The organism is Methylocystis sp. IM3 (genome assembly GCF_038070105.1).
Lineage (GTDB): Bacteria > Pseudomonadota > Alphaproteobacteria > Rhizobiales > Beijerinckiaceae > Methylocystis.
Genome location: NZ_JBBPBZ010000001.1, coordinates 199,909 through 224,125, shown reverse-complemented (window position 1 = coordinate 224,125; position 24,217 = coordinate 199,909). Strand labels below are relative to the sequence as shown.

The 24,217-nt window shown below is 59.8% G+C and carries 25 protein-coding genes and 4 pseudogenes; 16 read left to right on the top strand and 13 right to left on the bottom strand.

Annotated features, from left to right (window positions below; all coding sequences use genetic code 11):
* Window positions 1-75: 75 nt before the first annotated feature.
* Window positions 76-237: a hypothetical protein gene (locus WOC76_RS01125; RefSeq protein WP_341102885.1), complete on the bottom strand. Its 162-nt coding sequence runs from the start codon at window positions 235-237 to the stop codon at window positions 76-78.
* A 191-nt stretch (window positions 238-428) separates the two neighbouring features.
* On the opposite strand from WOC76_RS01125, the gene WOC76_RS01120 reads away from it, so the two are divergent.
* The 3 genes from WOC76_RS01120 to WOC76_RS01110 all read left to right on the top strand — a co-directional run bounded on the left by WOC76_RS01120 (window position 429) and on the right by WOC76_RS01110 (window position 3,215).
* Window positions 429-1,283 (top strand): Cof-type HAD-IIB family hydrolase, encoded by an 855-nt coding sequence (locus tag WOC76_RS01120; protein WP_341102883.1) that lies wholly within the window; start codon window positions 429-431, stop codon window positions 1,281-1,283.
* Window positions 1,284-1,324: 41 nt separating this feature from the next.
* Complete coding sequence (pgl, locus tag WOC76_RS01115) at window positions 1,325-2,134, top strand: 6-phosphogluconolactonase (RefSeq protein ID WP_341390000.1); 810 nt, start codon at window positions 1,325-1,327, stop codon at window positions 2,132-2,134.
* Window positions 2,135-2,516: 382 nt separating this feature from the next.
* Window positions 2,517-3,215, top strand: a complete 699-nt coding sequence (locus WOC76_RS01110) for an ROK family protein (protein ID WP_341102879.1) — start codon at window positions 2,517-2,519, stop codon at window positions 3,213-3,215.
* A gap of 240 nt (window positions 3,216-3,455) precedes the next feature.
* On the opposite strand, the gene rpe is transcribed toward WOC76_RS01110, so the two are convergent.
* The 4 genes from rpe to WOC76_RS01090 all read right to left on the bottom strand — a co-directional run bounded on the left by rpe (window position 3,456) and on the right by WOC76_RS01090 (window position 5,318).
* Window positions 3,456-4,136 carry a ribulose-phosphate 3-epimerase gene (gene rpe, locus WOC76_RS01105; RefSeq protein WP_341390002.1) on the bottom strand — a complete coding sequence of 227 codons (681 nt, stop codon included), beginning with the start codon at window positions 4,134-4,136 and terminating at the stop codon, window positions 3,456-3,458.
* A gap of 204 nt (window positions 4,137-4,340) precedes the next feature.
* Window positions 4,341-4,919, bottom strand: coding sequence for a DUF488 domain-containing protein (locus WOC76_RS01100; protein WP_341102875.1), 579 nt, complete (start codon window positions 4,917-4,919; stop codon window positions 4,341-4,343).
* Entirely contained in the window at window positions 4,909-5,121 is a 213-nt protein-coding gene (locus WOC76_RS01095) for a DUF2945 domain-containing protein (protein WP_341390004.1), read from the bottom strand. Before WOC76_RS01095 ends, WOC76_RS01100 begins: the two co-directional genes overlap by 11 nt.
* A 23-nt stretch (window positions 5,122-5,144) precedes the next feature.
* The gene (locus WOC76_RS01090; RefSeq protein ID WP_341102873.1) at window positions 5,145-5,318 is read right to left on the bottom strand and encodes a hypothetical protein; all 174 of its coding nucleotides are present in this window, start codon (window positions 5,316-5,318) and stop codon (window positions 5,145-5,147) included.
* Between the two features lie 173 nt (window positions 5,319-5,491).
* Between WOC76_RS01090 and WOC76_RS01085 the strand changes: the two genes are divergently transcribed.
* Window positions 5,492-5,929: a hypothetical protein gene (locus WOC76_RS01085; protein WP_341102872.1), complete on the top strand. Its 438-nt coding sequence runs from the start codon at window positions 5,492-5,494 to the stop codon at window positions 5,927-5,929.
* A 7-nt stretch (window positions 5,930-5,936) separates the two neighbouring features.
* Here the strand turns inward: WOC76_RS01085 and tnpC are convergent, their stop codons facing one another.
* The 4 genes from tnpC to WOC76_RS01065 form a co-directional block, all read right to left on the bottom strand.
* The gene (gene tnpC, locus WOC76_RS01080) at window positions 5,937-7,499 is read right to left on the bottom strand and encodes an IS66 family transposase (RefSeq protein ID WP_341103045.1); all 1,563 of its coding nucleotides are present in this window, start codon (window positions 7,497-7,499) and stop codon (window positions 5,937-5,939) included.
* Between the two features lie 50 nt (window positions 7,500-7,549).
* The gene (gene tnpB / locus WOC76_RS01075) at window positions 7,550-7,906 is read right to left on the bottom strand and encodes an IS66 family insertion sequence element accessory protein TnpB (RefSeq protein ID WP_341102870.1); all 357 of its coding nucleotides are present in this window, start codon (window positions 7,904-7,906) and stop codon (window positions 7,550-7,552) included.
* The gene (tnpA, locus tag WOC76_RS01070; protein WP_445928447.1) at window positions 7,903-8,331 is read right to left on the bottom strand and encodes an IS66-like element accessory protein TnpA; all 429 of its coding nucleotides are present in this window, start codon (window positions 8,329-8,331) and stop codon (window positions 7,903-7,905) included. The genes tnpB and tnpA (WOC76_RS01070) overlap by 4 nt, the downstream gene beginning before the upstream one ends.
* Window positions 8,332-8,822: 491 nt before the next feature.
* Window positions 8,823-10,505 (bottom strand): SulP family inorganic anion transporter, encoded by a 1,683-nt coding sequence (locus WOC76_RS01065; protein ID WP_341431229.1) that lies wholly within the window; start codon window positions 10,503-10,505, stop codon window positions 8,823-8,825.
* Between the two features lie 1,195 nt (window positions 10,506-11,700).
* Here WOC76_RS01065 and WOC76_RS01060 point away from each other — a divergent pair.
* The 7 genes and pseudogenes from WOC76_RS01060 (at window position 11,701) to WOC76_RS01030 (ending at window position 16,993) form a co-directional block, all read left to right on the top strand.
* A complete protein-coding gene (locus tag WOC76_RS01060; RefSeq protein WP_341102865.1) occupies window positions 11,701-12,030 on the top strand; it encodes a cupin in 330 nt (109 codons plus the stop codon).
* A 259-nt stretch (window positions 12,031-12,289) separates the two neighbouring features.
* Window positions 12,290-12,376, top strand: a pseudogene (locus tag WOC76_RS01055) (IS200/IS605 family transposase); the annotation flags it as partial.
* A 69-nt stretch (window positions 12,377-12,445) separates the two neighbouring features.
* Window positions 12,446-13,259: pseudogene (locus WOC76_RS01050) on the top strand (transposase).
* A 677-nt stretch (window positions 13,260-13,936) separates the two neighbouring features.
* A pseudogene (locus WOC76_RS01045) lies at window positions 13,937-14,299 on the top strand (hypothetical protein); the annotation flags it as partial.
* Between the two features lie 240 nt (window positions 14,300-14,539).
* The gene (gene galK, locus WOC76_RS01040; protein ID WP_341431228.1) at window positions 14,540-15,838 is read left to right on the top strand and encodes a galactokinase; all 1,299 of its coding nucleotides are present in this window, start codon (window positions 14,540-14,542) and stop codon (window positions 15,836-15,838) included.
* A 464-nt stretch (window positions 15,839-16,302) separates the two neighbouring features.
* Window positions 16,303-16,568: pseudogene (gene tnpA, locus WOC76_RS01035) on the top strand (IS200/IS605 family transposase); the annotation flags it as partial.
* Window positions 16,569-16,591: 23 nt separating this feature from the next.
* Entirely contained in the window at window positions 16,592-16,993 is a 402-nt protein-coding gene (locus tag WOC76_RS01030) for a hypothetical protein (protein WP_341102860.1), read from the top strand.
* 175 nt (window positions 16,994-17,168) lie between these two features.
* Here WOC76_RS01030 and WOC76_RS01025 read toward each other — a convergent pair whose 3' ends face one another.
* From WOC76_RS01025 to WOC76_RS01010, 4 genes are all read right to left on the bottom strand, one after another.
* The gene (locus tag WOC76_RS01025; protein WP_341102857.1) at window positions 17,169-17,930 is read right to left on the bottom strand and encodes a hypothetical protein; all 762 of its coding nucleotides are present in this window, start codon (window positions 17,928-17,930) and stop codon (window positions 17,169-17,171) included.
* A gap of 12 nt (window positions 17,931-17,942) precedes the next feature.
* A complete protein-coding gene (locus WOC76_RS01020) occupies window positions 17,943-18,464 on the bottom strand; it encodes a hypothetical protein (RefSeq protein ID WP_341102855.1) in 522 nt (173 codons plus the stop codon).
* A 225-nt stretch (window positions 18,465-18,689) separates the two neighbouring features.
* Entirely contained in the window at window positions 18,690-19,304 is a 615-nt protein-coding gene (locus tag WOC76_RS01015) for a hypothetical protein (protein WP_341431227.1), read from the bottom strand.
* Window positions 19,304-19,642, bottom strand: coding sequence for a hypothetical protein (locus WOC76_RS01010; RefSeq protein WP_341390014.1), 339 nt, complete (start codon window positions 19,640-19,642; stop codon window positions 19,304-19,306). Before WOC76_RS01010 ends, WOC76_RS01015 begins: the two co-directional genes overlap by 1 nt.
* A gap of 318 nt (window positions 19,643-19,960) precedes the next feature.
* On the opposite strand from WOC76_RS01010, the gene WOC76_RS01005 reads away from it, so the two are divergent.
* From WOC76_RS01005 to WOC76_RS00985, 5 genes are read left to right on the top strand one after another with little or no spacing between them, the layout of a single operon-like run.
* Window positions 19,961-20,518: a lytic transglycosylase domain-containing protein gene (locus WOC76_RS01005; protein WP_341102849.1), complete on the top strand. Its 558-nt coding sequence runs from the start codon at window positions 19,961-19,963 to the stop codon at window positions 20,516-20,518.
* The gene (locus WOC76_RS01000; protein ID WP_036279574.1) at window positions 20,515-20,826 is read left to right on the top strand and encodes a TrbC/VirB2 family protein; all 312 of its coding nucleotides are present in this window, start codon (window positions 20,515-20,517) and stop codon (window positions 20,824-20,826) included. Before WOC76_RS01005 ends, WOC76_RS01000 begins: the two co-directional genes overlap by 4 nt.
* On the top strand, window positions 20,826-21,122 hold the full coding sequence (locus WOC76_RS00995) for a type IV secretion system protein VirB3 (RefSeq protein WP_341102841.1): 297 nt from the start codon (window positions 20,826-20,828) through the stop codon (window positions 21,120-21,122). Before WOC76_RS01000 ends, WOC76_RS00995 begins: the two co-directional genes overlap by 1 nt.
* A gap of 10 nt (window positions 21,123-21,132) precedes the next feature.
* On the top strand, window positions 21,133-23,568 hold the full coding sequence (locus WOC76_RS00990) for a VirB4 family type IV secretion system protein (RefSeq protein WP_341102839.1): 2,436 nt from the start codon (window positions 21,133-21,135) through the stop codon (window positions 23,566-23,568).
* Window positions 23,558-24,208: a hypothetical protein gene (locus WOC76_RS00985; protein WP_341102837.1), complete on the top strand. Its 651-nt coding sequence runs from the start codon at window positions 23,558-23,560 to the stop codon at window positions 24,206-24,208. Before WOC76_RS00990 ends, WOC76_RS00985 begins: the two co-directional genes overlap by 11 nt.
* Window positions 24,209-24,217: the final 9 nt, after the last annotated feature.

Genomic DNA, 24,217 nt, shown 5'->3' with positions numbered 1-24,217 from the left:
GGTTTCGTCATGAGGTCAGACTTTTCAGTTCCGGTCATCGGGCAATGTACGGCGCCCGCGCTGGACAGACATAAGCTAGAGGTTTCCGTTTTCGCGGGAGAAGAATGGCCGTTGCGCGAGGCGAATGTTCCGCACGTTCAGCTGGCGGAGCCGACAGTCGGGTTCAGGCTTACTGCTGTCGATGATCTTGAGGCGCTTCTCTACGATGCGGTGACGATCGTCGGCGCCAGCGCTCATTTCGAACTCGTTGCGCGATGCAGAATATGCGCGGCTCTGGCGAGCGAGACGATGGTCCTGCGTTCGCAACCCCCTTACCTCGACATCACACATTCACGCGCAAACAGAGGCTTTACCTTGAGTCAATCCGCAGCGGTTCTGCCCGCGAGAACTCGTTCGAGGGTAGGGGGCGCAGCGACACAGGCCGGAGCATGATTACATCGGGACGGCCGTCGCGAAAAATATCGCTCGTAATCTCCGACGTCGACGGTTCGCTCCTCACGCCGGAAAAGGTGCTAACCGACCACGCCGCCAGAGCTGTCAGAGCGCTCGATGCCGCGGGCATAGCCTTTGCTATCGCCAGCAGCCGGCCCCCGCGCGGTTTGGCGATGCTAGTCGCTCCCCTGGCCTTGAAGACACCGATCGCCGGATTCAACGGCGGAGTTTACGTGCGTTCGGATATGTCGTTGATCGAGAGCCATACGCTTGATCCCGACGTCGCTAGACGGATCGTCGATCTCATTCTCGGCGAAGGATTGGACGCGTGGGTTTATACGCCCAGTGAATGGTTGATCCGCGACCCGAATGCGCCGCATGTCGCCCGCGAAACATCGACGGTGAGGTTTGACGCGAAGGTGGTGCCGAAGTTTACCGATACACACCTCGCCCATGCAGTAAAAATTGTCGGCGTCTCTGACAATCGGGGTCGAATTGCCGCCTGCGAGATGAAAGTTCAAGCGGAATTGGGGGAGAGCGCGAGCGCGACGCGATCACAACCATATTACCTCGACGTGACCCATCGACAGGCCAACAAAGGGATGGTTGTGACAACCTTGGCCAAAAATCTGAACATCCCTGCCGCGCAGATCGCTGCGCTAGGAGATACGTCGAATGACGTTCTTATGTTTCGGGGAAGCGGATTTTCTATCGCCATGGGCAACGCGAGCGCTGAAGTAAAGTCGGAGGCAAGCGCTGTGACCGATACCAATGAAAACGACGGATTCGCTAAGGCGATGGAGAAATTTATCCTTGCGCGCATAGAAAAGAGCGACGGAGGAGGTCGATAGCTGACGGAAGTAGTCGACCGACCCTCGTGCGTCCGAGCATCATGTCGTTCGGCAATACGAGCAGGGACAAGCCGAAACTGAGGTGGTTGGGCATCGCGGCCAAAGAGAGCGGTAAATGGAGAGCGTGGATGACTTCGACCTGCGAGGCGACGCTGGAAGTATTTGCTAGTCCACAGCTGATGGCGGAGCATGTTGCCGCCTGGTTGTTAAAGCTCGCGCTGGCGAAGGAGGGCGTCTTTGCAGTGTGTCTGTCGGGTGGCGCGACACCGCGAGAACTCTATAGGCTGCTGGCCAATCCATCTTATCGAGAGCGCTTCCCTTGGCCGCGAACGCATTGGTTCTGGGGAGATGAGCGGTTCGTGCCACACCACGATGCATTGAGCAATTACCGGATGGCGAATGAGATGCTCCTGTCGCGCGCACCTATTCCGGCCGAAAACATCCATGGGATTCCAACGGAGGGGCTTGATCCCGATGAATCCGCTGGGGCTTACGAGCGCATGCTCAAATCGTTCTACGGCGCCGATCAATTCGATAGCGCACGGCCTCTCTTCGACGTTACTTTCCTAGGCTTGGGGACTGATGGCCATACCGCCTCATTGTTTCCTGGGAATATTGCGTTGCAGGTGCGCGACAAGTGGGTTTGCGCAGTCGTCGGCACGCCGGAGCCGCGCATCACGCTAACCTATCCCGCGATCGAGAGTTGTCGACACGCGGCGTTTCTTGTCGTAGGACATGAGAAAGGACGAATCCTGAGCAGGCTCCGGCGGGGCGATCAACATCTCCCCGCAGCTCACCTTTGCCCCATCGGCACGCTCTCGATCTTTGCAGATGCGGCGGCTGCAGATTAGCCTATGGCGGGTCATCCGTTGATTAATGCGGATGCGTAGCGAAGGTTACCGCAGATTGATTTAGAGGTTGATTATTCTGGGAGTGCTCCATCAAGCGCTCACGCACGACGAGCGGTGCTTCAACAGCGGGCGGACAGCCACATTCAATGCGGTGATGGGCTGCGTTGAGAAGCGTTGACGATTCGAGAAGGCGGTGTGTAGGCAATCTTCAGCGTCTTATTTGTTTCGACGCTGTCGAAAAGCGTGGCGACCAGTGCCTCTTGTCCTGGCGTGACAATACGTTCCCGAGCGCCAATTATGCCAAAACCGAGTTTTCGCTGACGCCATGGACAACTTCGGTCTTGGGAGCATCTGGGGAACCGGCAATGCGAGGCGCGGAAATATGAATGAGACTGAGGAGAAAATCGTCCAGACGAAGGTTGTTCTCGCCATCGATATTGGCGGCACGCACGTAAAGGTAATGACCAGCGTCGGCCGCGAAGAGCGGAGGGTCGATTCCGGGCCTAAAATGACGGCGGCCGCCATGGTCCGCGCAGTTAAGAAGCTGACCGAAGGCTGGCGTTACGACGTCATAGCGATGGGCTATCCTGGCCCTGTTTTACACAACCGGCCGCTGGCGGATCCTGCCAATCTCGGGCCACATTGGGTGGGCTTCGATTATCGCGGCAATTTCGAAGCGCCGGTAAAAATCGTTAACGACGCCCTGATGCAGGCGATCGGCAGCTACGAAGGTGGGCGCATGCTCTTTCTCGGCCTGGGCACGGGGCTCGGCGCGGCGATGATCGTCAACAACGTCGCGCAACCGATGGAACTCGCTCATCTGCCCTACAAGAAAGGCAAGTCGTTCGAAGATTATGTCGGCGAGCGCGGGCTCGAGAGACGCGGCAAGAAGAAGTGGCGAAAATCCGTCTTTGACGTGGTGGAGCGTCTACGCAACGCGATGCAGCCCGATTATATCGTGATCGGCGGCGGCAATGTCGAAAAGCTCGAGGAAATGCCTGAAGATTGTCGTCGCGGCGACAACGCGCTTGCGTTCAAGGGCGGGTTCCGTCTCTGGCAAGACAAGACGCTGGTTGTCTAATAGCCACGTTGATGGTCGTCGCGGCGCCGGACGCGAGGATGTTAATTGCGTTGCGTTCACAAAGCGGGGCTACGCGCCCTAGGAGGTTGACGCTGGCCGCGAGAAACCCTTATCTTCTCGACCCTTGTGGATGAATATTCCGGCAGGTCGGCGAGTCGGCGCGCCCATAGAGTTTTGTTCGGTCGATGCGAGGTTGATCCGAATAGTAAGAGGTGGCGCAAAAGATGCGAGGCGCCTTTTTTATGCAATAATTGAACTAGCGTTGGCGGCGGCTGTTCTGAGAGCCGTGATATTATCGGCATAAGCAGAAGGGCCGCCGCGGAACGCGGCGGAGCCGGCGACGAGACAGTCGGCGCCCGCCTCGACAATCGCTTGCGCATTTTCCGGCGTCACGCCGCCGTCGACTTGAAGGTGGATCGGTTGGCGTCCGATCATCTCGCGTATGCGCGCGATTTTGGCAAGTTGGGCGAGAATAAAGCTCTGACCGCCGAAGCCCGGATTCACACTCATCACGAGAATGAGGTCGACATCGTCGAGCACGTAGGAGAGGGCGCTTTCATGCGTCGCCGGATTGAGCGCGACTGCCGCCTTTTTCCCGTGTGTGCGGATCGTTTGCAGCGAGCGATGCAGGTGCGGCGCGCCTTCGGCATGGACCGTAATAATATCGGCGCCGGCTTCCGCAAAGGCGGCGATATAGGGATCAACTGGCGCGATCATGAGATGAACGTCGAGCGGGAGTTTCGTCATCGGTCGCAACGCCTTCACGGCGTCCGGACCAAAGGTGATGTTGGGCACGAAATGCCCATCCATCACATCGAGATGAAGCCAGTCCGCGCCCGCCGCAGCCATGGCGCGTGCCTCTTCGCCAAGCTTGGCGAAATCGGCCGATAGGATGGAGGGGGCAATGAGAGTCCGCGGCATTTGATGAGTGACCCCGGTCACCCGGTAGGTAAGGAGCTGGTCGCTTTGTTTCAATCGTCGCCTTGATCGAATTCAGGCTATGCGAGAGGTTTGGCGTTCGAGGGCAACAGCGCCTGGCTATTGGTTGCCCGATCTCACAGCCATACGCTGGGATCGTCGCCAACATAATAGCGTAGCCCGAGGTCGGAATCGCTGACACCGCGCTCAGATTAGCGTTCGGACAGCGCCGCGTGGAGCCGGGTAGACGATGGTTCCGTCGGGCTGAACGGCGGCGCCTGGAGTGATGCGGGCCGGTTCAAGACGACCCTCTCCCATAATATGGAAAACGGCTTCATCGCTCGCGATCAGGTAATCGGCGACGATGCGGCGGTGGCATCGCCACCAGACCGCCTCGGAACACATGATCGCGGAGCGCCGCTTGCGCCCTTCGCCAAGCAGATGCGCAAGACCCGCCTGAAATTGCGCGGAAAGCGCGTAATCGGCATAGTTATGGAAGCTCTCGTTCGTCCAAAAGCCGTTGACATCGGGAGAGAGGTTGCGCGCCTTTCCACGCAGCCCGCCAAGGGCGCCGAGATGTTCGTATGAAATCTGGAACGGCGAGAGAGAAGCGGGTAGAACGTCCTTATTGAATTGCGGGTTAACTCTCGACATCGGGATTTTCCTGATATCGACGAGGAGTTCAACTTGCGCTTCGCGCAAGATTTCAACGAATGTCTGGATGCTCCGATTGGAATGACCGATGGTAAAGAACGGAAGCTTTACACGGGCGCGGTCATCGCACATAGTCAAGCACGCTACCTTTGTGGGCGGCGATATGATCAGTCTTATCGCTTTTAATCTCGTATTGCGGATCATCTTCAGAGGCGCGATGCGTATGTCCTTTGTACACGAAGTCGCGGGTGTGGATCGCAATGATGATGCCGCTCACGTGGCCGGCTTCGGAATTCCAGCTTACATGGTCTCCGATTCTGAATCGTCTCGCCACCTCGCTAACTCCTTGTGTCTCTTTCAGAACCGCGTTTTTAGACCGATCGACTCATTGTGAGCTTCATCATCGGTAGTGTAAACGAAAGTGATCGTATGCGTCCAGGCGAGAACGCAGACGCGGTCGAGTTCCGGGCGTATTTTGACGCCGTTCGACCCGGTATCGCCGTTGGAGCTATGGCTCGCAATTCGCAGCATAGCCAGACCGCTCCTGCAATTCGGGCTAGGGACGAGGGTGTTTTCCCGTGACCGACCGCTAATCAATCGTAAGCGGTGCGACCGGGACACGCCGATCGGCTGTGGATGGCGTTACCTTTACAGTTGACCTGAGATCAGAGGAATGGCGTTGTGCCTCATGAGGAGCGACGCCGATGATGATCGAGGACCAGCTTCGCGAGCGGCTCAAGAAGGTCGAGGCGCTGTATTTCGGCTCGACGAGCGCGGGCGAGCGCGAGGCGGCCGGCGCAGCGGCCGATCGGTTGAGAGCAAAGCTCGGTGAGGCGGCGCGCAGCGATCCTCCCGTCGAGATGAAGTTCACTCTGCCGGACGAATGGTCGGTGCGTTTGTTCGTCGCTCTGTGCCGACGCTACGGCGTGCGTCCCTTCCGCTATCCGCGGCAACGCCGCACGACGATCATGGTGAGAGCGCCGCGGCGCTTTTTCGACACCGTCGTATGGCGGCAATTTTCCGACCTGCACACGGACCTTTGGATCTATTTCGAGCAGACGACGGAGCGGCTGATCAAAGAGTCGATCTGCTCGGACACGAGGGACGCGGAAACGGCGAGCGAGCCGAACCTGTTGCGTTGACGGCGGATCAAGCCGCCGATTTGCTTTGTTCACGCGCCGCTTTCCAGTTCCACGCCAGAAGCTCGGCGATCTGGTTGTTAGTCGTCGCGCCGCAGACCATGCGCTCCAGCACATCTGCGAGCCACGTCTCCGGATCGACGCCATTGAGCTTCGCCGTCTGAATCAGCGAAGAGAGGATCGCCCATGTTTCTGCGCCGCCATTGTCGGCGGCGAAAAGTGAGTTGCGTTTGCCGATGGCGATCGAGCGAATGGGGCGCTCAACGATGTTGGTGTCCGGCTCGATGCGGCCGTCATCGAGAAAGCGCGTCAGTCCGCTCCAATGAGCGAGCGTATAGTTGATCGCCTTGGTCAGCGGCGAGATTTGCGACAGTCCATCGCGCACGGCGACCAAGCGGGCGTGTAGCGCCTCCATGATCGGCTTTGTCTCCATCTGCCGGATAGCGCGCCGCTCGTCGGCGCTTTTGCCGCGAATGCGCTTCTCGATCGCATAGACCATTGCGATCGTCTCGATGACCTCTTTGGCGAATGGCGAGTTCGTCGTCTTGAACACCGCGACGAACTTGCGACGTGCGTGAGTGAGGCAGAAGGCGAGCGTGATGCGGCTCTCGGCGCGCTCGTCTTTAACCAGAGCCTTGTAGGCGGCGTAGCCGTCCACCTGCAAGATTCCTGCAAAGCCGGAAAGCTGCGATGCGATCTCCTTCTTGCTACGGCCTCCCGCGAATACATAGGCGACGGCGGGCGGAGCAGGTCCCGCCCACGGGCGGTCGTCGGTCGCATGCGCCCAGAACTGACGGAGCTTCACATGGCCGGGCGCGAGAACAGGCATCGGCGTCTCGTCGCAGAAGAGCCGCGGACAGCGATGCATCACCGCCAATTGCAGATCATAGAGCCCCTTCAGCATCCAGGCCGTCTGCTTCATCCAGCGCGCCAGCGTCTGCCGATCCACGACGACGCCCTGGTCGGCCAGGATGGCGGTTTGACGGTAGAGGGTCGACAACCAGCCGTATTTGGCGACGGCGATATGGGCGACGAGCGCCGTTGAGACCATGCCGCCTTCGATTAACTGCGCAGGCGCTGGGGCCTGCACGACCGCGCTTTCACAAGCCCGGCACGCATATTTGGGCCGGATCGTGCGCAAGACACGCAGCACGGCGGGAACGCGGTCGAGCGCCTCGCTCACATCCTCTCCGATGCGATGCATTTGTCCTTTGCAGCAGGGACACAGCGTCGTCGCCGGCTCGATCACGCGCTCACAGCGGGGAAGATGCTCGGGCAGCTTCCCGATGTTGCGCTCGGCCTTTTTACGCGGTGTTTTGCTGGCTGGCTCGCCTGGCGGAACGTCGTCGTTCCCCGCCGCTGTCCTTCGCATCTCCTCGGCGCGACCATCCAAAAGGTCGAGCGCGAGCTGCTCTGAGCCCAGCCCGGCAAAGCGCTCGGAGCGCGCGCCAAAAATCAGCGCCTTCAGCGTCACAATCGTTGTCCGCAGCGTCTCGTTTTCCGCTTCGAGCGCGAGCGCCAGCTCCGTCAGCAGAGCCGGATCCGATGGGAGGGGCGTGGAGCGAAGCGCCATGATATGAATGTACCACCGCACCCGCGGAAGCTCCAGCGAATGCAGCTATGTCACGCCGTTTTATTGGGTTTCGTCACCGCCTTCGGCACGATGCGAGCCCATTCTGACAAGCCGTCGAACAATAGCGCGAACTGCGTCGGCGTCAGAGCGATTACGCCGTCTTGTACCTGCGGCCAAGCGAAGTCGCTGTTCTCCAGCCACTTAGTCGCCAGCACTGTTCCCGAGCCGTCGAAGAGGAGGAGCTTCAAACGATCCTTGCGCTTGGCGCGGAACACATAGACATCGCCGCAGAAAGGATTGCACTTCAAATCTTCCGCCACGAGCGCGACGAGACCGTGCACACCCTTGCGAAAATCGACTGGCCGCGTCGATACAAACACGCGTCGCTGCGCGCCGATGGAGATCATCGCGAGCGACGCAGCGCCGAAATCACTGCATCTACCGTCGCACCGTCCGCGCCCATCGGGACACGGATCGTCGCATCCCCTATCGAAATCTCGATCGCGCAGGACGCCACTGAGGCCGCCTCGCTCTCCTCGTCAATCGCGGCGGCGCTGTCCCGCCGGTCCTCGCCGCATCTCAAGCGCACCGCCGCGAACAGCGGTGCATGGCCGGGCGTCTTTAGCGCCTCCCGGGTCTGTCGGCGCCAGACCGTCAATAGTCCACGGCTCACGCCGTTGCGTCGAGCGACATCCGATATGTTCGCGTTCGGCTCCAGGCTCTCGGCGACGATCCGGGCCTTCTCCGCCGACGTCCAACTGCGCCGACGCCGGCTCCCGGTGATCACCTCCACCCGCTGATAAGTTCTGCCCTCATGCATGGCTTCAAGCATGGAATGATCCATCCGATCCTCCTCAGCCCCAAATCACACGAAGAAGATCGTTCGCCACTTAGAATTTTACGAGGTGGGCCGCTCGCACCGCTTACAATCAATCAACCAGTTCTCGCCCAGGGCCGCGATGATCGTCTCCGCTTCGTTGGCGAGCGTCGCGTTGTGGGGCGGCGTTTGTCAGTCAGCAAGTCTGAAACGGTCGGTTTCCCACGGTATTGTGCGAGCCACACAAATGCTGGCCGGGTCAATAACCGCAGTTTTCCCCCTGCGCGGACGACCGCTGCGCTGCATGGTAGTGCGGTCTCGCCTTGTGATAATCGCGGGTGATCCGCATGGCTTGCGATCGGTTCACTCGCCCAACCTTAACGAGACCGGCGCTCGCCAGAGGCGCCGGTTGACGTTTCGCAAGCGGCCGTTCCCCACTGTCGTTTCTGAGAAAATGGGCGCGAACCCTCGAAGCTTCGAATCAAAATCGATAGCTTCAGCGCCCTTCAGTCGTCACCCGAGACGTGGCCTCCACCGAGTTTGTGCGCTGCCGCGATTGCTTCATGCAATGTCGTAAAGATCCACGTCTCGCCAACCGCCGCGGTGACACGGTGGCGATCCATGTCAGATCTCAAATATGGGCTGACGCGCGCGAACACGATTTGCGTTCCTTGTGGACGTAACTCCTCAAGCAAGTCACGGATCGATTGGGCGGCAGAGTAATCCAGATCCGTGATGGCGCTGGCGTCCACAATAAACCAACGGACCTTTGCTGGGGCGCCCTCGATGAGCGCTCGGATCTCGCTCACGAAACGCTCTTCGTTTGCATAAAACACATCGGCGCCAAAACGATAGACGATTAGTCCTCGCTCGGTCTGCATGCCGGGCGTCGCTGGCGCCGCCGACCAATCGCCGGCTGCGTCCGGTTTGAGCAGCGTGGTATGAGGACTGTAGCTGTGGCGCACGTGCCGGATGAGCGAAAGGCCGATCGCCATGAGAATACCCTGCTCGACGCCGATGAACACCACGGCCCCTGCGGTGAAGACTGCGAGAAGGAACTCGCCTCGGCTCTCGCGATAAATCGATCGTAAGCCCTTGATGTCGATCATGCTAATCGCGATCGTGAAGACAACGCTGGCCAGCGCGCAACGCGGTAGATATTGCAGGGGGTCTGCAAAAAAGAGCAGTACTAGAAGAACGACGGCGGCGAAGACGAGTTGTGCGAGCTGGCTGCGCGCCCCCGCGATATCGGCCATGGCCGTCTGGGTCGGGCTGCCGTTGACGACAAAAGCGCCGCTCAAAGCAGCCACGGCGTTAGCTGTGGAGAGTCCAAAAATATCCGCGTCTTCGTCGATGCGTTCGCGATGCCGGGCGGCATAGATCCTGGACGTCGCGGCGCTCTGCGCGATGATCATGACGAAGCAAGACGCGGCTACCGGCAGTAGCGCGAGGATCTGGTTCAATGACGCCTCCGGCAATCTGATCGATGGCAACCCTCCCGACACCGGCCCGATGACCGCAATTCCGCGCTCTTCGAAATGAAATTCCGCACTTGCCGCCATTGAGGCAATGACGGCGAGGAGCGCGACAGGAAATCGCGGCGCAAAGCGACGCCCAAGCAGGATAACGCTTACGACAAGCAGCGAAAGTTTGAAAGTTTCAAGGTTGAATTGCCGGAAGTTATCGTAAAGCTCTTTGAGTTGGGGAATTGTGCGATGCGCGGACACATCGATCCCAAGGATGTCTCCTGCCACCGCAATTCCGACCTGAAAGCCGACGCCCGCGAGAAACCCGATCAATACCGTGCGCGAGAGGAAGTTGGCGAGAAAGCCAAGCTTGAATATCCGCGCGAGCAAAAGTAGCCCCGCCGTCAAAAGCGCAAGCATGGCGACGAGTTCAACATATTCCGTGCTTTCGGGCTTCGCCATGTGGGAAAGGGAACTGGAAAAAATGGCTGCCGTCGCCGAGTCAGCAGCCACGACGAGATGCCGCGAAGAGCCAAAGAGCGCGAATGCGACGAGGGGCAGCAAGGCGGTGTAGAGGCCGGCGACGACCGGCATGGCCGCGATTCGCGCGTAGCCAAGCACTTGGGGAACGTCCATCGACGCGAGAGTCAAGCCGGCCAGGACGTCGCGCCCTGCGTCGCGAATTTTGAAGGGCCTCAGACCAGCGAAAATGGCGAGTCGCAAATGACGCGTCCTTCTTGCTTCCACATTTGAGAATGAGTTGCTTGCATTTGCGCTGTGGCTCCGGTCGCGACAACGTCGTTATAGAGATTTCTGGGTATACACCCACTCGGTGAAACAGCGAAAAAGACATTTGTCGTGACAAGCGACCTTCAATTTGACTGTAGAACGCAAGGCGGCGTCCCGCACATTTTAAGCGCCGCGCGGAACGTATCCTTGCAGAAGAAATCCCCTGTCAATAGCGCGGACTTGGGACCCAGCGAGGGAGCGTTTCCAAGAAATGCCGACGATGCCGCATCATGTTACATCCGGCAAGGAGGCGACATAAATTGATGAGACCGATAACGAGACCGAGGCGGCAGAGAATCGTTCCTGAACTCACAGCCTTGCCGGCCGACTCGACCCGCTACATAATACGTAGCGGTTATGGAAAGCGCAGGCGCCGACGACTACAGGGATGGACGCCAATACGCAGATCATCCTCGCGGGAGGAGGGGAGGTTCGTCATGAGAGAACTTTTTATTCTCTTCGGTTTCATTGTTGGCGGCGTCTTCTTTGGGACACAGGCGCCGCGGGCGGAGCAAGCTGGCGATACGTCTGGGCCCGCGGCGGGAACCGCGGTTCGGCCGCCGACTGTTGTAGAGAAGAATAATCCGTACGTTACGACTCCAAACCCAGAAATTTCGGGACCGAGCGGCACATCCGCTGGAGCCCCCGGCATCGAAAGCGAGAGAGGCACACAGGGCGGAAAGGCTTGGAAACCGCCCGCCGAGATTAGGGGAAAGATGGGAAGATCATGAGCATCGATAACCAGCAGCCTCGCTGCTACCTTCTAGGCGCTTTTCTCTTCAAGCCACTGTCCCTATCCCGGCGGCTTTAGGCTGCGACCTGCGAGCGCGCGGCAAGGACTCCGTATTCGCAATCGGGGTGCGGTCCGGCGATTTAGGAGTAACCGTCGCCTATCCACTTGACTCCCCGAAGAGAGCGCCGCGTGTGGCTCGCCGAAAAAAGCGGAATTGGTCAGCAATCTCGCAAGCTGACGATTTATGACCATCCGCGCTGTGCGCTCGCGACTCAAATGCGGACATATACATATATGGATCTCGCCCGATTACGCGGCTTTCGCAGGAGCGGACTCTTGGCCGCGAGTGCGGGTCAGGGCCTGTCTGGCGAACGACGCGAAGAAGGATAGCACGCAATGGCCATACATCACGCAAGAGCTGAGGAGATTGTCGACTTACGACCGCTCGGGCAGGACTTGAAGTACGCCAAAACATCAGCAATCGTTAAATCCACGATCTTTGAAGCCATCCGCCTTATCGTCCACGCCGGAGCAAACATCCCTCCTCACCAGGTTTCCGGTACGGTCATGCTACACTGCCTGGAAGGACGCATCATACTTGGGCTTGTCGAGAGGGAATTGGAAATGTCGGCGGGTCAATGGGTGTACTTAGACTGCGGCGCCAAGCATTCGGTGAGGGGCGTGGAAGACTCATCTTTACTTCTTACGATCCTCCTTGAGCGATAATTTTGCCACAAAAACCTTGGCCGGCCCTCGTCCATCCCCGGGCTCGCCTCGGCACGCTCCAATCACCATGCGGAACGCCCAACGTCTCGCGCCAATCTGTCATTGTCGACTAAGGATCGGTATGGTCAACGTCTCGCTAAAACGCAGTGAGAGTCCTACTGGCTTTGGCGGGGTGACAGTAGGAGTTTGACGTTTACTGGATTCCACCGACGAAATTTCTGGTCGTGAGCCGCCACGCACACGATGAGGAAAACCCGCGATGGACGAGTATAGGAGCTTAAGCCACCCAAAGTGGGACTGTAAATATCACGTCGTATTCATTCCCAAATGTCGACGACGCACTCTGTAATACCAACCGGCGCGGGGCGTGACTCCACTGCCGATTCCCGAATCGGGAAATATGTGAGCCCCTGTGATGAACCGATGGAGGTTCGTCATGGCTGCGGCGGTGCGGTTGCGGGGCGATTTCGATGCGGATCGGCTTCGGGCGCTGGCCCGCGGCTCCAGGGATGGGCCGCAGGCGCGGCGGCTGCTGGCGCTGGCTGCGATCTACGAGGGAGCGCCGCGCAGCGAAGCCGCCAGGATCGGCGGCGTGACGCTGCAGCAAATCGTGCGCGACTGGGTTTTGCGCTTCAGCGCCCATGGGCCGGGCGGCCTCCTCGACCGCAAGGCGCCGGGGCCGGCGTATCTGATGCAGGACACGCATCGGACCGCTCTGGCGCGCATCGTCGAAGACGGGCCGATCCCGGCGGTCCATGGCGTCGTGCGCTGGCGGATCGTCGATCTCTGCCACCCCAGCGCCCCGAAAAGATCAGCGCACGGCGTCGACCTCTACTTTCGGCGCGATCGCGCGGAAGGAGGGCAAGGGCGCGGCGCTCGTCCTGCCCAGATGCGACACATATGCGATTAACCTGCACCTTGCCGAAATGGCCAGACACGTCGCGCCCGGGCGTCACGCCGTGCTGATGCTCGATCAGGCCGGATTGCACATGACGGACAAGCTCGACGTTCCGCACAACGTCACGATCCTGCCGCTGCCGGCCAAATGTCCGAAGCTGAACCCGCAGGAGAACGTCTGGCAGTTCATGCGCGACAACTGGCTCTCAAACCGCCTGTTCACCGGCTACGACGACATCGTCGACCACTGCTGCGCAGCCTGGACAAACCTCACCGACCAGCCATGGCGCATCATGTCCATCGGCATGCGTGACTGGGCATATCGGTTCTGATCAGTGCGGGTTGGTATTAGTGCCCATGTTTTTCACAGCGGCGCGTCAAACACCGCCAGTTGGGGAATCCGCGACTTGCTATCCGAGCCATCTTCCCCATGACAGAGGACACCCGGCGATGCGAGGTTGCAGCACGCCACGCCGGGTGTGGCTGGCGGGGACGCTGGCCAACAAGACCCCGCATGCTGCTGGGGTGAATTTTATCTTCATGTCTCGCCAGAGATACTTGTGGTTTCTACGGCAACAACGGCGCGCGCGCACGGATTTTTACACGCTGGGCAGAATCAGGCGGGTGCGTCTAGACCGTTCAAATTACGTCTAATTCCCAGCTATCGCGTGGTTGAAAATCGTGCCAATGTTCCGACGTCAAATCAGCCTGTCCGTCTGGGGCGGGCTTTTTTATTGCCTTTATTGCCGCTAAAAAACTCCGCCTCGCCTCCCAAGCTGCGGAAGAAGCGCAGCAGCGAAAGGAAAGCGGCCGCCCCAGGATCTGAAGAGACGAGCCGAGCTGTCGCCTGAATATGTCCGGAAACACCCCGCCTTACATTCCGACCTCAAGGGCGTCCGCCTATGAGCAATGATAAGCGGCCGGAGAATCCGCGGGCGACGACCATGCACGCTTACACTGCCTCGCAACCCGTCAATATCGTGCTGACCACGACCGGCGCGCGGCAAAGACGACAACCAAGGCTCTGCCGCAATACGAGGGCCGGTTCGATGGCATTGCAATCCGCGAGGCCGCGCCGGTCGGCTCGATTGCTGACGTGACCATGCTCACCAAAAGGGAGACTGCCTCGGCGAGGTCAACGGCATCTTCGAGGAGGGAGGCGAAAAGCAATCGCTATGTGGACGTGCTCGGCGTCACGCACGACCCCATCGTTTCGTCCGACGTCATCAAGGACTCGCACGGTTCCTTGGTCAACGTCACTATGACGCAGGTCGTCGACCGCGTTCTGGTCAAGGTGATGGCCTGGTCCGACAACGAATGGGGTTACGCTTCGCAAATGGTCCGCGAGGGCATGAGGGCGGCGACGCGCTGAGGCGAGCGGAGCGGAGTCGTGATTAAACTGGCGGATAAGGTTGCCGTCGTGAGTGACAACAAACGATTGCTCCTTGCCTTCTCGAACCTGGTATGTGGACTGGCATGGCAAGAGCCAATGTCTTTAGACCGTTTTAAGGTGGGAGAGCACGAAACTGAGCCTGTCAAAGCCGTTGCAATCGGGCGGGGCCATATACTTCCACATGCGTCACGCCATACTATATGGAGCCACGTCGCCAAAGTGCAGAAACGCGCTGACTGGCCCACTTTGCAATTCGATGTTGCGACGACCACCCGGCCCCCATGCTCAGATCGCAAGCGACGTCTCGACACAAGAATTTGGCAGGTAATGACTAAAACTCGACGAGAAACGACCGAGATGTCAACACGTGACGCCAGCAATTTGCCTTCATTGTTCAAACGCCGTTTCGGGCGCGAGCCGGAATTGTTCCGTGCCCCCGGGCGCGTCAATCTGATCGGTGGCCACACAGACTACAATGGAGGCTTCGTGCTGCCAGCGGCGCTCGATCTCGCAACTTTCATCGCCATTGCGCCGCGGGAAGACAATTTGATCCAGGTTCACTCGGTCAATTTCGACTCGGATTTAACCTTCGATCTCGATCAACCTCAGCAGCCCGCGCACGATTGGAGCGACTATATTAGGGGTGTCGCCGTGGGACTGATGAACTCTCGCTATTGTCTGAATGGCGCGGACGTCGCCGTGCTGAGCACGCTTCCGATCGGTTCCGGTCTCTCCGCCTCCGCCGCGCTTGAAGTTGGCTTTGGATATGCCTTGCTGAGTATCTCCGACCAGACCATCGACCGGCTGAAGCTCGCTCAAGTCTGTCAGCACGCTGAAAATGAATTCGTCGGCACGCATTCCGGCATCATGGATCAGTTCATTTCCTGCCATGGCGTCGAGGGTACGGCGCTGCTTTTAGACTGCCGCAGCCTGGAGGCACGACCAATTCCCATTGATCCCGCCATCCGCATCATCATCTGCAATACGATGGTGCATCATGAACTCGCCCGCAGCGAATTCAACCAGCGGCGCAAGGACTGCGAAGACGCCGTCGCGCTTCTTTCAACCAAGATCACAGGCGTTTTCACGTTGCGTGACGTAAACCTCACGCAGCTCCGCGAGCACGCCGGGCTTTTGCCTGAGCTGATCTATAAGCGCGCTCGTCACGTCGTCAACGAGAATGCGCGCGTGATCGACGCGGTGCTGGCGCTCGAAGCCCGAGATTTCGTCACGGCAGGCAAGCTGATGAACGCCTCTCACGAGAGCCTGCGCGACGATTATAGTGTAAGCTGCAGGGAACTCGATGTCATGGTCGAGTTGGCCCGCAAGGCCCCCGGCGTTTATGGCGCGCGCATGACCGGAGGCGGCTTTGGCGGCTGCACGGTCAGTCTCGTGTCGACCGAGACGGCCAAGGACTTCACCGCTGTCGTCGGCCCGGCATACGCGGCGGCAACGGGCCTCTCACCGACGATCTTCACCTGCTATCCAGGCGCGGGCGTCGGCCCGGCGCATCTTTGAAACGGACGCTGACATGCTCCACCTGCAACTCACCCGTCGGCGGTTCAATGCGCTCACGGGGTAGAGGGGTGCTGGTCTCGCCGCATCGCACGAGCTCACCCCCTCCCATATGAAGACGTTTCGCCCTCACAAACTACTTCGCACAATCGAAAGCGGCGCGGGATGGCGTCGGCGGAAGCGTTAGCGCCAGCGCCCGTTTCAACTCTTGGCAGTTGAGAGCGATAGCTCAGCAGCCTCAGCGAGCTGCATCTGAGCCGGAGATTATTTCACCGAGTGATCAAGTCGCTCAGAGTATCAACCGCTTCGCGCCGGAACGAAGAATTTCCGTGAGCGGGTCGTCGATTTCTCATGGAGGGCAACAACATTATTCTCAGTCATGGCGTAACGCTCCTCGGGAGGTTCGGGCAGGTTTGGTCACCAATCCCGTTACGTCGCCTTCCTCACGCCGTCATCACCCAGATTCCTCCATAGCTCCACACAAGGAGAGCTGGATCGAGGAGGGGCATTTGATGCCCGATTACGTGCACATGATGATCGGATCCGCCGAAATATTCGGTGTCTCAAGTGGTTGGGTATATCAAGGATGCGGGCGCGATCCATCTCGCGGGTTTACGCGGAGCGGAAGGGCGGGTTCGTTGGGCAGGATTTTTGGGCACGAGGATACTTCGTGTCGACGGTAGGTCGAGATGAGGAATTCATCGCGCAGGCGGGTCAATTGGATTTCTGGTAGGCGCTTCTAAGGATGGCCGAGGGGTGAGGCAGATCGGGCGAAGCCCAGAGGCCACGCCTATTTTTGTGCGCATCGCCCTCTGCAACGGCGTATTGGAAGTTTACAGGTTTCCCGCGGGGATCGGTGGCGGCGAAGGCGAAGCCCTGCGTGATAAGGATCGTGCCGAGGTCGAGTGTCTGTCCGCCAATATGGGCGGCGCAGACGGCGAAGTTGACCGAGCCCGACTGTGCAAGCGCGGTGCATCGAAGTTTGGCGTCTTTGATCAGCGCGGCGAAATACCCAATCGAGGCTTCTCCGCAATCGCGCTTTATGCCGGCAACATTGGTGAAGGTCGTTCCGCGAATGCAGGACTGGACCGCATAGAGCCGGAAGGTCTGCCCGCCTTGAGTCCAGGTGTCTCCCGTTTGGAATTGCACCCCCGCTGAGGGGACGTCGAAGACGGGAAGCGGCGCATTCTTTGACGCCGGAGCTACTGGAACAGCTCCGTTCGCTGGCCCCGCCTGTTGAGCGTCGGAAGTCGAGGCTGCGATTACCGCGAATGCGCCGAGTAGTGGTCCCCAAGTAAGGCCAAGGCGGGCGAGAGGCATGCGCTGAGCGCTCCTACGCGAGGTTTGCTGGTAACGAAACCGGCGCATTGCCCGGAGACGGCGGAATGACACCGCCGGGCTTGGTCCCGCCGCCCGGGCAGTTGGTTCCGCCGTCGCCCGAACCGTTTGGAGCGTTGCACGTCGCTGCGGCCTGGTTGATCTTGTTTTGGATCGACTGTCCCCAGGAACAAATGCTTTGATTGTTTCCGTCGAGGTTCGCGCCGCCATCGGCAAGGGTTTGGCCGCTGGCTCTGACTCCGCCATTACCGATTGAAGGGCAAGCGCCGCCGTTTGCCTGCATGAAAGCGAGGTCGTTTTTGCAAATCAGCGGGCCAAATTGGAAACAGGCCGCGAGCATCCCGGCGGTTACCGGGGTCCCGTTGACACTGCCGCTGTTGGAGAGCGTCTGATAGGCGCCGCTGGTGTTGGAGTTGCCGACCTGTTGCGCCCAAATGCAGACTTGCTGCTGAGCCGAAAGATTCAGGTACTGGCTTGGCGAGTAGCCGGTGTTCGTAAGATTGGAGCGCGTCAGCTGCAATACGCCGAAATTGTTCCCGTTCGAAGCGCAGGTGTTGCCGCCGGATTCGGCGATCGCGGCGCCCCCGAAATTGCAGGCGTTATTTTTCAGCGCGTTGTTCGCCGAAGGGCAGTTTTGGATGTTTTGGGCGACGTCCGACGCGCTGCCGGACTGACAATCCGCGAAGGCGAGCTCAGAACCTGAGAGAACGACGGCGATAGCGCATGCAAGAAGTGTTGACGCTCTCATTTTGCTCATTCCGATATAGAGCTATCTCACGACGACCTTTTGAGAGGGTTCTGTCCTCTCGTTACCATCGACGTTAGCGAAGGTGATTTGATGGGTCTGCGGATCGTACGTCGCAATCGTCGCCTTCCCGGGATTTTGAGGAGCGTCGGCTTCGAAAACGGTGACAAGTAGGTCGGGGATGTCGCCGAGCACTTCGAGCTTCCCGCCTGAGAGGCTCACCACCCGCGTGGGACAAAAAAGCAGGTTCGGAACGCCGCCAGCGTTGGCGCAATTGTTGTTGATGACGGAGACGACGATCTGTTTTCCTTCGACCTGGAAGCTCGTGGTGTAGACGACGCCGATAAGCGGCTTATCTGCGCCGTCCGGCGTCGAGTGCAGATATTTGCGAAACTTGAGCATCTCCGGAACTTGATCCGACCAAATGCGCGCTTGCAGGTTCGAGTCGGTCAAGGAGAACGTCTGCGCCATGAGCCGATGCGAGATCGCTTTCTCAGCGCTGGCGGAAAGCGGGGCGAGCACCGCGAGAATGAGGGCGGCGCGCATGAAAAGCTCCTTCGCATGATAGGCCTGATCGATACGAAAGACGGGGACGGGCGCCCGCGTCAAAGACGCGAAGCGCCGCCGGAAAAGCAGAGGGTCCGCCCGCGCAAACTGCTTTTCCGCTTGACGCAAGCAGGCAAGCGGCTGCGCCGTAAACCGTAGCGCTCGGATCAACGGCGAAGAGAAGAGGCGTCGCTCTGACATTGGGGGCTCCGAGGGATCTTGGCGCTAATTCGTAGGGTGAAGAGGCACGGTTTGGCCACATTGGGGAATTTCCACATGCGAAACCGTGTAGCGGATTTTGAAGGCGCGCGCGGCGACGTCGTAGGAGATCTCAGTGCGCGTCGCAGACGAATCTTCGATCGGCGCTTGCGGCTGCTTTTCGAGAAAGCAGGCGGCCCCGTCTATCACGAGTGCGTAGCGGTCCGCCTCGAACATTGCGAGTCGCATTGGACAGACTTTGATTTTCACGCCCACTGCCGGGGAGGGGTATTCGTCCGTGCAAACATTGGGCGCGTCGAGTACGGTCAGGGCGGCGAGCTTGGTTTGGAAGTTGATCGTGAAGTGCCATTCCGAGGCGCCGCGATTGCCGACGGCGTAGCTGAGCGAGGGGTCCGTGAGCGGACGCCCCGGAAGGGGCGCCGGCGGCGGCTTCGAATTGCTCTCGTCGAGCCGATCCTGCCAGATCGAAGCGTATGACTCCGCTTCTCCCCGGGGAAGGCGAAGGTCGGAATAGGCGACCGCGCGCCAGCGCTCCGGGTCCGGCGTGAAGGATTCGGCCGAGACCGTCGCGGACAGCAAGACAAACCCAGCCGCCAGGATCGACGAGAGCAATGCGCGCATCAGCGACGCCCGACGAAAGGCCGGAGAACGCGCATAGCGGCCCGAAACATTCCGCGGGCGGAAAAATAGATCGCGGCGAAGAGAGCGAGCGTGGGAAGCAGCACCAGCAGCGCCGAACCGTTGGGACGCAGCGGGGTTTGCGCCTCCGGAAAGAGGGCTGAGTTCAATATGCGCTCGATCGGATAGAGAATCGGACCGACAAATTGGACAGGAAGACTGTTTAGCCATTCGGCCGCCAGCGAGACGACAACCACCGAGACTCCTAAGAGGATCAGAAACGGGAAAGGAGGCCGAATCGGTTCAAGGAAGACGTACTGGCTGTCATGGAGATGCTTCATGGCGGCGCTCTCTCTCGGGCACTTGCGTGGAATGCTTCCGATCGCTCGTGACGTTCCCAATATTTTCAGTCGTTTTCATATCGCAGATTTTGTCTGTTGCCAATTTATTATATTTTGTTAAGAGGGAGTCACTCACCAGGGAATTGCCCGATGCGCATTGCGCTCCTCCTCATCCTCTGTCTTTTTCCCGCGATCGCGGCCGCCGACGAGCGAAAGCCCGCGCCAAGGGGAGTTGTAAGGGTCGCCTTGGCGCGGGCCTCAGACGCGCCGCGGAGCCTGCCGACAGAGGATGCCGAATCAGGAGCCTGCGCGGCCGAGATGGATTCGCAAAGCCTGCGAGGCCTTGTTCAAACCGAGGCGCGGCGCGCGGGAGTCGACGAGAAGCTTGCTCTCGCGATTCTCGACCAGGAATCGTCAAACGGCGCCAATCTCAATTCCCCGAGGGGCGCACGCGGGCCGATGATGCTCATGCCGCAGACAGCCGCCCAATATGGCGTCGTGGACATTTGCAATCCCCTCGAGAATGTCCGCGGGTCGATGCTGTTCCTGAAGGACCTTGTCGTCCAGTTCCAGGGAAACATGATGCTCGTCGCCGCCGCCTACAACGCCGGCAGCGAGCGCGTCTATCAGGCGAAGGGCGTGCCGGCGAACTCTGAAACGGTTCGCTACGTGGCCGCCGTGACGAATCAATATTACGGGCTTGGCGATTTCTCGGCGCGGCGCGGAAAGCGCGGCCCCGAGGCGAGCCGGAACGCTCAGGAAGCCTCAGAAGGCGAGACGCCGCCAGTCGGAAAGAGCCGTTCGGCGAGAGACCAGCAGTGGATCGGCGGGTCGGTTCTCTATGTGGCTCCTGATGACGAAGGAGAAAGTAAATGACGTTTTTTTCGCGTTCCGACGCAATGTTCCTGGGCGTTATGGTCGGATTGGCGCTGATTATCGGGCCCGATTCAGCCCTGGCGCAGACGGCGACCTTCCAGCCCCTGAACACCGCGTTGACGAGCGTCCTGCAATTCATGACGGGAACCTTCGCGACGACGGCCGCCACCGTCGCCGTGGCCGCCGTCGGCTATCTCGCTCTCACCTCGCGGATTCCCTGGTCCTGGGCCTTCTCGGTCATCGTCGGCGTGGCTCTGATCTTTGGCGCTGCGCAAATCGTCCAGTCGCTCACAAACGGGCAGGGCTGATGATCCGGCAACAGGCGAAGCCCCGTCTCGATCCGCTTGTCGGCGGGCTCACAAGGCCACCCATGATGCTCGGCGTTCCCTATGTGCTGTTTGTGATGGAATGGTGCGTCATCGTTCTCATCTTCATCAACACCAAAAACCTGCTGATATTTTTGCTGTTTGCGCCCATCCACGGCCTCGCTTACGCGCTGACGGTGCGGGACAATCGGTTCGTCGACATTTTGCTCGTGCGCTACGGCAAATGCCCCATCACCCGAAATCACCGATTTTGGGGCGGCGACTCCTACAAGCCTTGAGGAGCCGATCGTGGCGAAGCTTTCCGCGCATATTCTCAAGTCTTTGAAATTCGGGGCGCAAAGCGGCCGCGAGGCCGGGGTCTCGAAGCACGTCCCTTATCTTCGGCATGTCGAGGAGGACATGCTCAAAACCAAGGAGGGCCACTTCCTGATGGTCGTTAAGGTCGGCGGCTTCTGCTTTCAGACGGCCGACCAGGCGGAGATCGATATGCGGCTCTCGAGCCGCAATACGCTCATCCGCTCGATGAACGACAGCCGCTTCGCCGTCTATTCCCACATCATCCGGCGCGAAGTGACGCCAGAGATCGGCGGCGGCTTCGACAATTTCTTCTGCGCGGAGCTCGATCGCCGCTACATGGCGAACCAGGCCCATAAACGCATGTTCGTGAACGATCTTTATGTAACGATCATTCGCCGGGGGTTTCAGGGCAAGGTCGGCATGGCGGACAAGGCGACGAGCTTTTTCCGCAAGGGGCTCGGCGTCGAAGAAAAGGAGATCGAACGCGAGGCCAAGCGGGAGCTGCGCGACGTCACGGCCAATTTCTGCAGGGAGATGGCGAGCTACGGGGCGCAAATCCTCGGATGCAGAATGCGCCGCGGCTCCGTCTGCACGGAGATCAGCGAGTTCCTGGCGCAGCTGCTGAACGGCGGGGCGCCGCTTCACATGGCTCTGCCGCGCATGGCGCTCGACGCCTATCTGCCGACGAAGCGCATCACCTTCGGCAAGAAGGCTCTTGAATTCAGGGGAGCGTCGGAGGCCGACACCCGTTTTGCCGCCATGCTCTCCATTCGCGAGTATCCGGCCTACACGGGCGCCGGGATGCTCGACGGCCTCCTGCGCGTCCCGCACGAAATGATCGTCTCTCAGTCCTTCGCGCTCGAAGACCGCGCGCCGGTCATGTCGCACGTCGCCAAGGTCGAGCGCCAGATCGCCGCTTCGGACGAAGCGGGGACGGAGGTCGAGGCGGCGATCAACACCGCCCGCAACGAGCTCGTCAGCGGCCAAACGGTCCTCGGCTATCACCATCTGACCGTCTGCGCGCTCGGCCGCTCCATCCGCGAAATGGAGAAATGCGTTCAGGCGGCGACGCAGGAGCTGCAGAATTTCGGGACGATCGTCGTCCGCGAGGACATGAACGCCGAGCCCGCCTTCTGGGCGCAGATGCCCGGGAATTTCGCCTATATTGCCCGACGCTCCCTAATCTCCTCGCGTAATTTCGTCGGCTTCGCCTCGCTCCACAATTTCGCCGTCGGTAGGGCTGAGGGCAATCGCTGGGGGCCGGCGATCTCGGTCCTGGAGACGACGAGCCAGACCCCCTATTACTTCAACTTCCATCGCCGGCAGGTCGGCAATTTCACGGTCACGGGCCCGACCGGCTCGGGCAAGACCGTCGGCCTCGGTTTTCTGCTCTGCCAAGCCATGCGGGTGACGTCGCGCCCGCGCGTCGCCTTCTTCGACAAGGACCGCGGCGCCGATCCGCTCATCCGAGCCATGGGCGGCAGCTATGAAGTGCTGGTCCCCGGCGTTCCAACCGGCTTCAACCCCCTGCAGCTTCCAGGCTCCCATGAAGACCGCAAATTCCTCGAAGACCTCCTGAAATTCATGGTGCGGCCCCGCGACGGCTCGGACCTTGGCGCCCATCAGCTTAAAATCGTCGAGGGCGCGATCGATCAAATTTTCGCCGTGCCCGCCAAGGATCGGCGCTTCGCGGAAGTCGCGCATCTGCTCAGGGGCAGCGAGAAGCTCGGCCAAGAGGATTTGGCGTCGAGGTTCGATGTTTGGACCAAGGCTCGCGGATGGCTCTTCAACAACGAGCGCGACTCGTGGTCGGCGTCAAATGGCGTGTTCGGCTTCGACATGACCAAGGTTCTGGATGACGACGACATCCGCACGGCGGCGCTCGGCTACATCTTCCACCGGATCGAGGGGATGATGGATGGCAATCCGATGATGCTGTTCATCGACGAAGGCTGGAAAATCCTGACCGACGACAAGTTCGCAGGCTTTCTCAACGACAAGCTGAAAACCATCCGCAAGCTCAACGGGATCGTCGGCTTCGGCACGCAGTCGGCGAAGGATATCGTCGCCTCCCCAATGGGGCACACGCTGCTCGAGCAGACGCCGACCAACATCTTCTTCCCCAATCCCAAAGCGGACTTCGAGAGCTATGTGACGGGTTTCAAGCTCTCCGAGCGCGAATTCGAATGGGTGCTCAACACGCATCCCGACTCGCGCCAGTTCCTGATCAAGCACGATCAGGATTCGGTCATCGCGCGGCTCGATCTCTCAAACATGCTCGATATCGTCAAAGTTCTCTCCGGGAACGTCGACACGGTCCAGGAGTGCGAAGAGTTGCGCGCCCGTGTCGGGGACGACCCACGCGTGTGGGTTCCGATTTTTTGCAATTGGCGCTCCGCGACGCGGGAGGTTTCCCATGCGGCATAGACTATTTCCGCTGGCGGCCTCCCTTCTCGCCTCCGCTGGGCCGGCTTTCGCCGATACGCCCGTCACCGACGCCGCTCGGGAGACCACCGAAAAAAGCATCTCCGATTGCACGGCCAAAGCGCGGGTCTACAAGGAATCGACCTTGCAACCCTCGAAGGGGATTACAGCAAGCCTGCAGACGCCGGGGCAGGGCCAATTGCCGTCAGTTGGCGGCGATCTCCTCTCAGCGAACAATGTGACGGCGCCCACCACCGGCGTCGTCTCCAACATGGATTTGAGCGCTGTCCAGACTACCGTGATCGGCGGTGGAACGAGCGTCACAGCGCTGAACCTGAACACAGTGGCGCAGACGGTCGCGGCTTTGGGCGCGGTCGCGAGCGGCATTCAAGGGAACAAAAACAACACGCAAATCGCCAGCGCCATCATCGGCGCGATCGCGCTCTCCCAGTCCGCCTGGAACCAAAACAGCAGCGCGCGCAGCAACAACGGCGGAACGTGGAACCAGGCGATCATGGTGACAAGCCTGACGGCGCAGCTCTTCAATCAGCGTGGGCTGAACCTTATCGCCGGCGCGAGCCGGGCGGCCAATGCTTTGGCCTTCGATCCGGCCAAAGCGACGCTCATAGGGCCCCCGCAATGACTGACACAA

What these genes read in the sequence shown, in the direction of transcription:
- WOC76_RS01125 (WP_341102885.1), bottom strand. Translation starts at nt 237, where the DNA reads ATGAGCGCTGGCGCCGACGATCGTCACCGCATCGTAGAGAAGCGCCTC.
- WOC76_RS01120 (WP_341102883.1), top strand. Translation starts at nt 429, where the DNA reads ATGATTACATCGGGACGGCCGTCGCGAAAAATATCGCTCGTAATCTCC.
- pgl (WP_341390000.1), top strand. Translation starts at nt 1,325, where the DNA reads ATGTCGTTCGGCAATACGAGCAGGGACAAGCCGAAACTGAGGTGGTTG.
- WOC76_RS01110 (WP_341102879.1), top strand. Translation starts at nt 2,517, where the DNA reads ATGAATGAGACTGAGGAGAAAATCGTCCAGACGAAGGTTGTTCTCGCC.
- rpe (WP_341390002.1), bottom strand. Translation starts at nt 4,136, where the DNA reads ATGCCGCGGACTCTCATTGCCCCCTCCATCCTATCGGCCGATTTCGCC.
- WOC76_RS01100 (WP_341102875.1), bottom strand. Translation starts at nt 4,919, where the DNA reads ATGTGCGATGACCGCGCCCGTGTAAAGCTTCCGTTCTTTACCATCGGT.
- WOC76_RS01090 (WP_341102873.1), bottom strand. Translation starts at nt 5,318, where the DNA reads ATGCTGCGAATTGCGAGCCATAGCTCCAACGGCGATACCGGGTCGAAC.
- WOC76_RS01085 (WP_341102872.1), top strand. Translation starts at nt 5,492, where the DNA reads ATGATGATCGAGGACCAGCTTCGCGAGCGGCTCAAGAAGGTCGAGGCG.
- tnpC (WP_341103045.1), bottom strand. Translation starts at nt 7,499, where the DNA reads ATGGCGCTTCGCTCCACGCCCCTCCCATCGGATCCGGCTCTGCTGACG.
- tnpB (WP_341102870.1), bottom strand. Translation starts at nt 7,906, where the DNA reads ATGATCTCCATCGGCGCGCAGCGACGCGTGTTTGTATCGACGCGGCCA.
- tnpA (WP_445928447.1), bottom strand. Translation starts at nt 8,331, where the DNA reads ATGCTTGAAGCCATGCATGAGGGCAGAACTTATCAGCGGGTGGAGGTG.
- WOC76_RS01060 (WP_341102865.1), top strand. Translation starts at nt 11,701, where the DNA reads ATGGCCATACATCACGCAAGAGCTGAGGAGATTGTCGACTTACGACCG.
- WOC76_RS01025 (WP_341102857.1), bottom strand. Translation starts at nt 17,930, where the DNA reads ATGAGCAAAATGAGAGCGTCAACACTTCTTGCATGCGCTATCGCCGTC.
- WOC76_RS01020 (WP_341102855.1), bottom strand. Translation starts at nt 18,464, where the DNA reads ATGCGCGCCGCCCTCATTCTCGCGGTGCTCGCCCCGCTTTCCGCCAGC.
- WOC76_RS01015 (WP_341431227.1), bottom strand. Translation starts at nt 19,304, where the DNA reads ATGCGCGCATTGCTCTCGTCGATCCTGGCGGCTGGGTTTGTCTTGCTG.
- WOC76_RS01010 (WP_341390014.1), bottom strand. Translation starts at nt 19,642, where the DNA reads ATGAAGCATCTCCATGACAGCCAGTACGTCTTCCTTGAACCGATTCGG.
- WOC76_RS01005 (WP_341102849.1), top strand. Translation starts at nt 19,961, where the DNA reads ATGGATTCGCAAAGCCTGCGAGGCCTTGTTCAAACCGAGGCGCGGCGC.
- WOC76_RS01000 (WP_036279574.1), top strand. Translation starts at nt 20,515, where the DNA reads ATGACGTTTTTTTCGCGTTCCGACGCAATGTTCCTGGGCGTTATGGTC.
- WOC76_RS00995 (WP_341102841.1), top strand. Translation starts at nt 20,826, where the DNA reads ATGATCCGGCAACAGGCGAAGCCCCGTCTCGATCCGCTTGTCGGCGGG.
- WOC76_RS00985 (WP_341102837.1), top strand. Translation starts at nt 23,558, where the DNA reads ATGCGGCATAGACTATTTCCGCTGGCGGCCTCCCTTCTCGCCTCCGCT.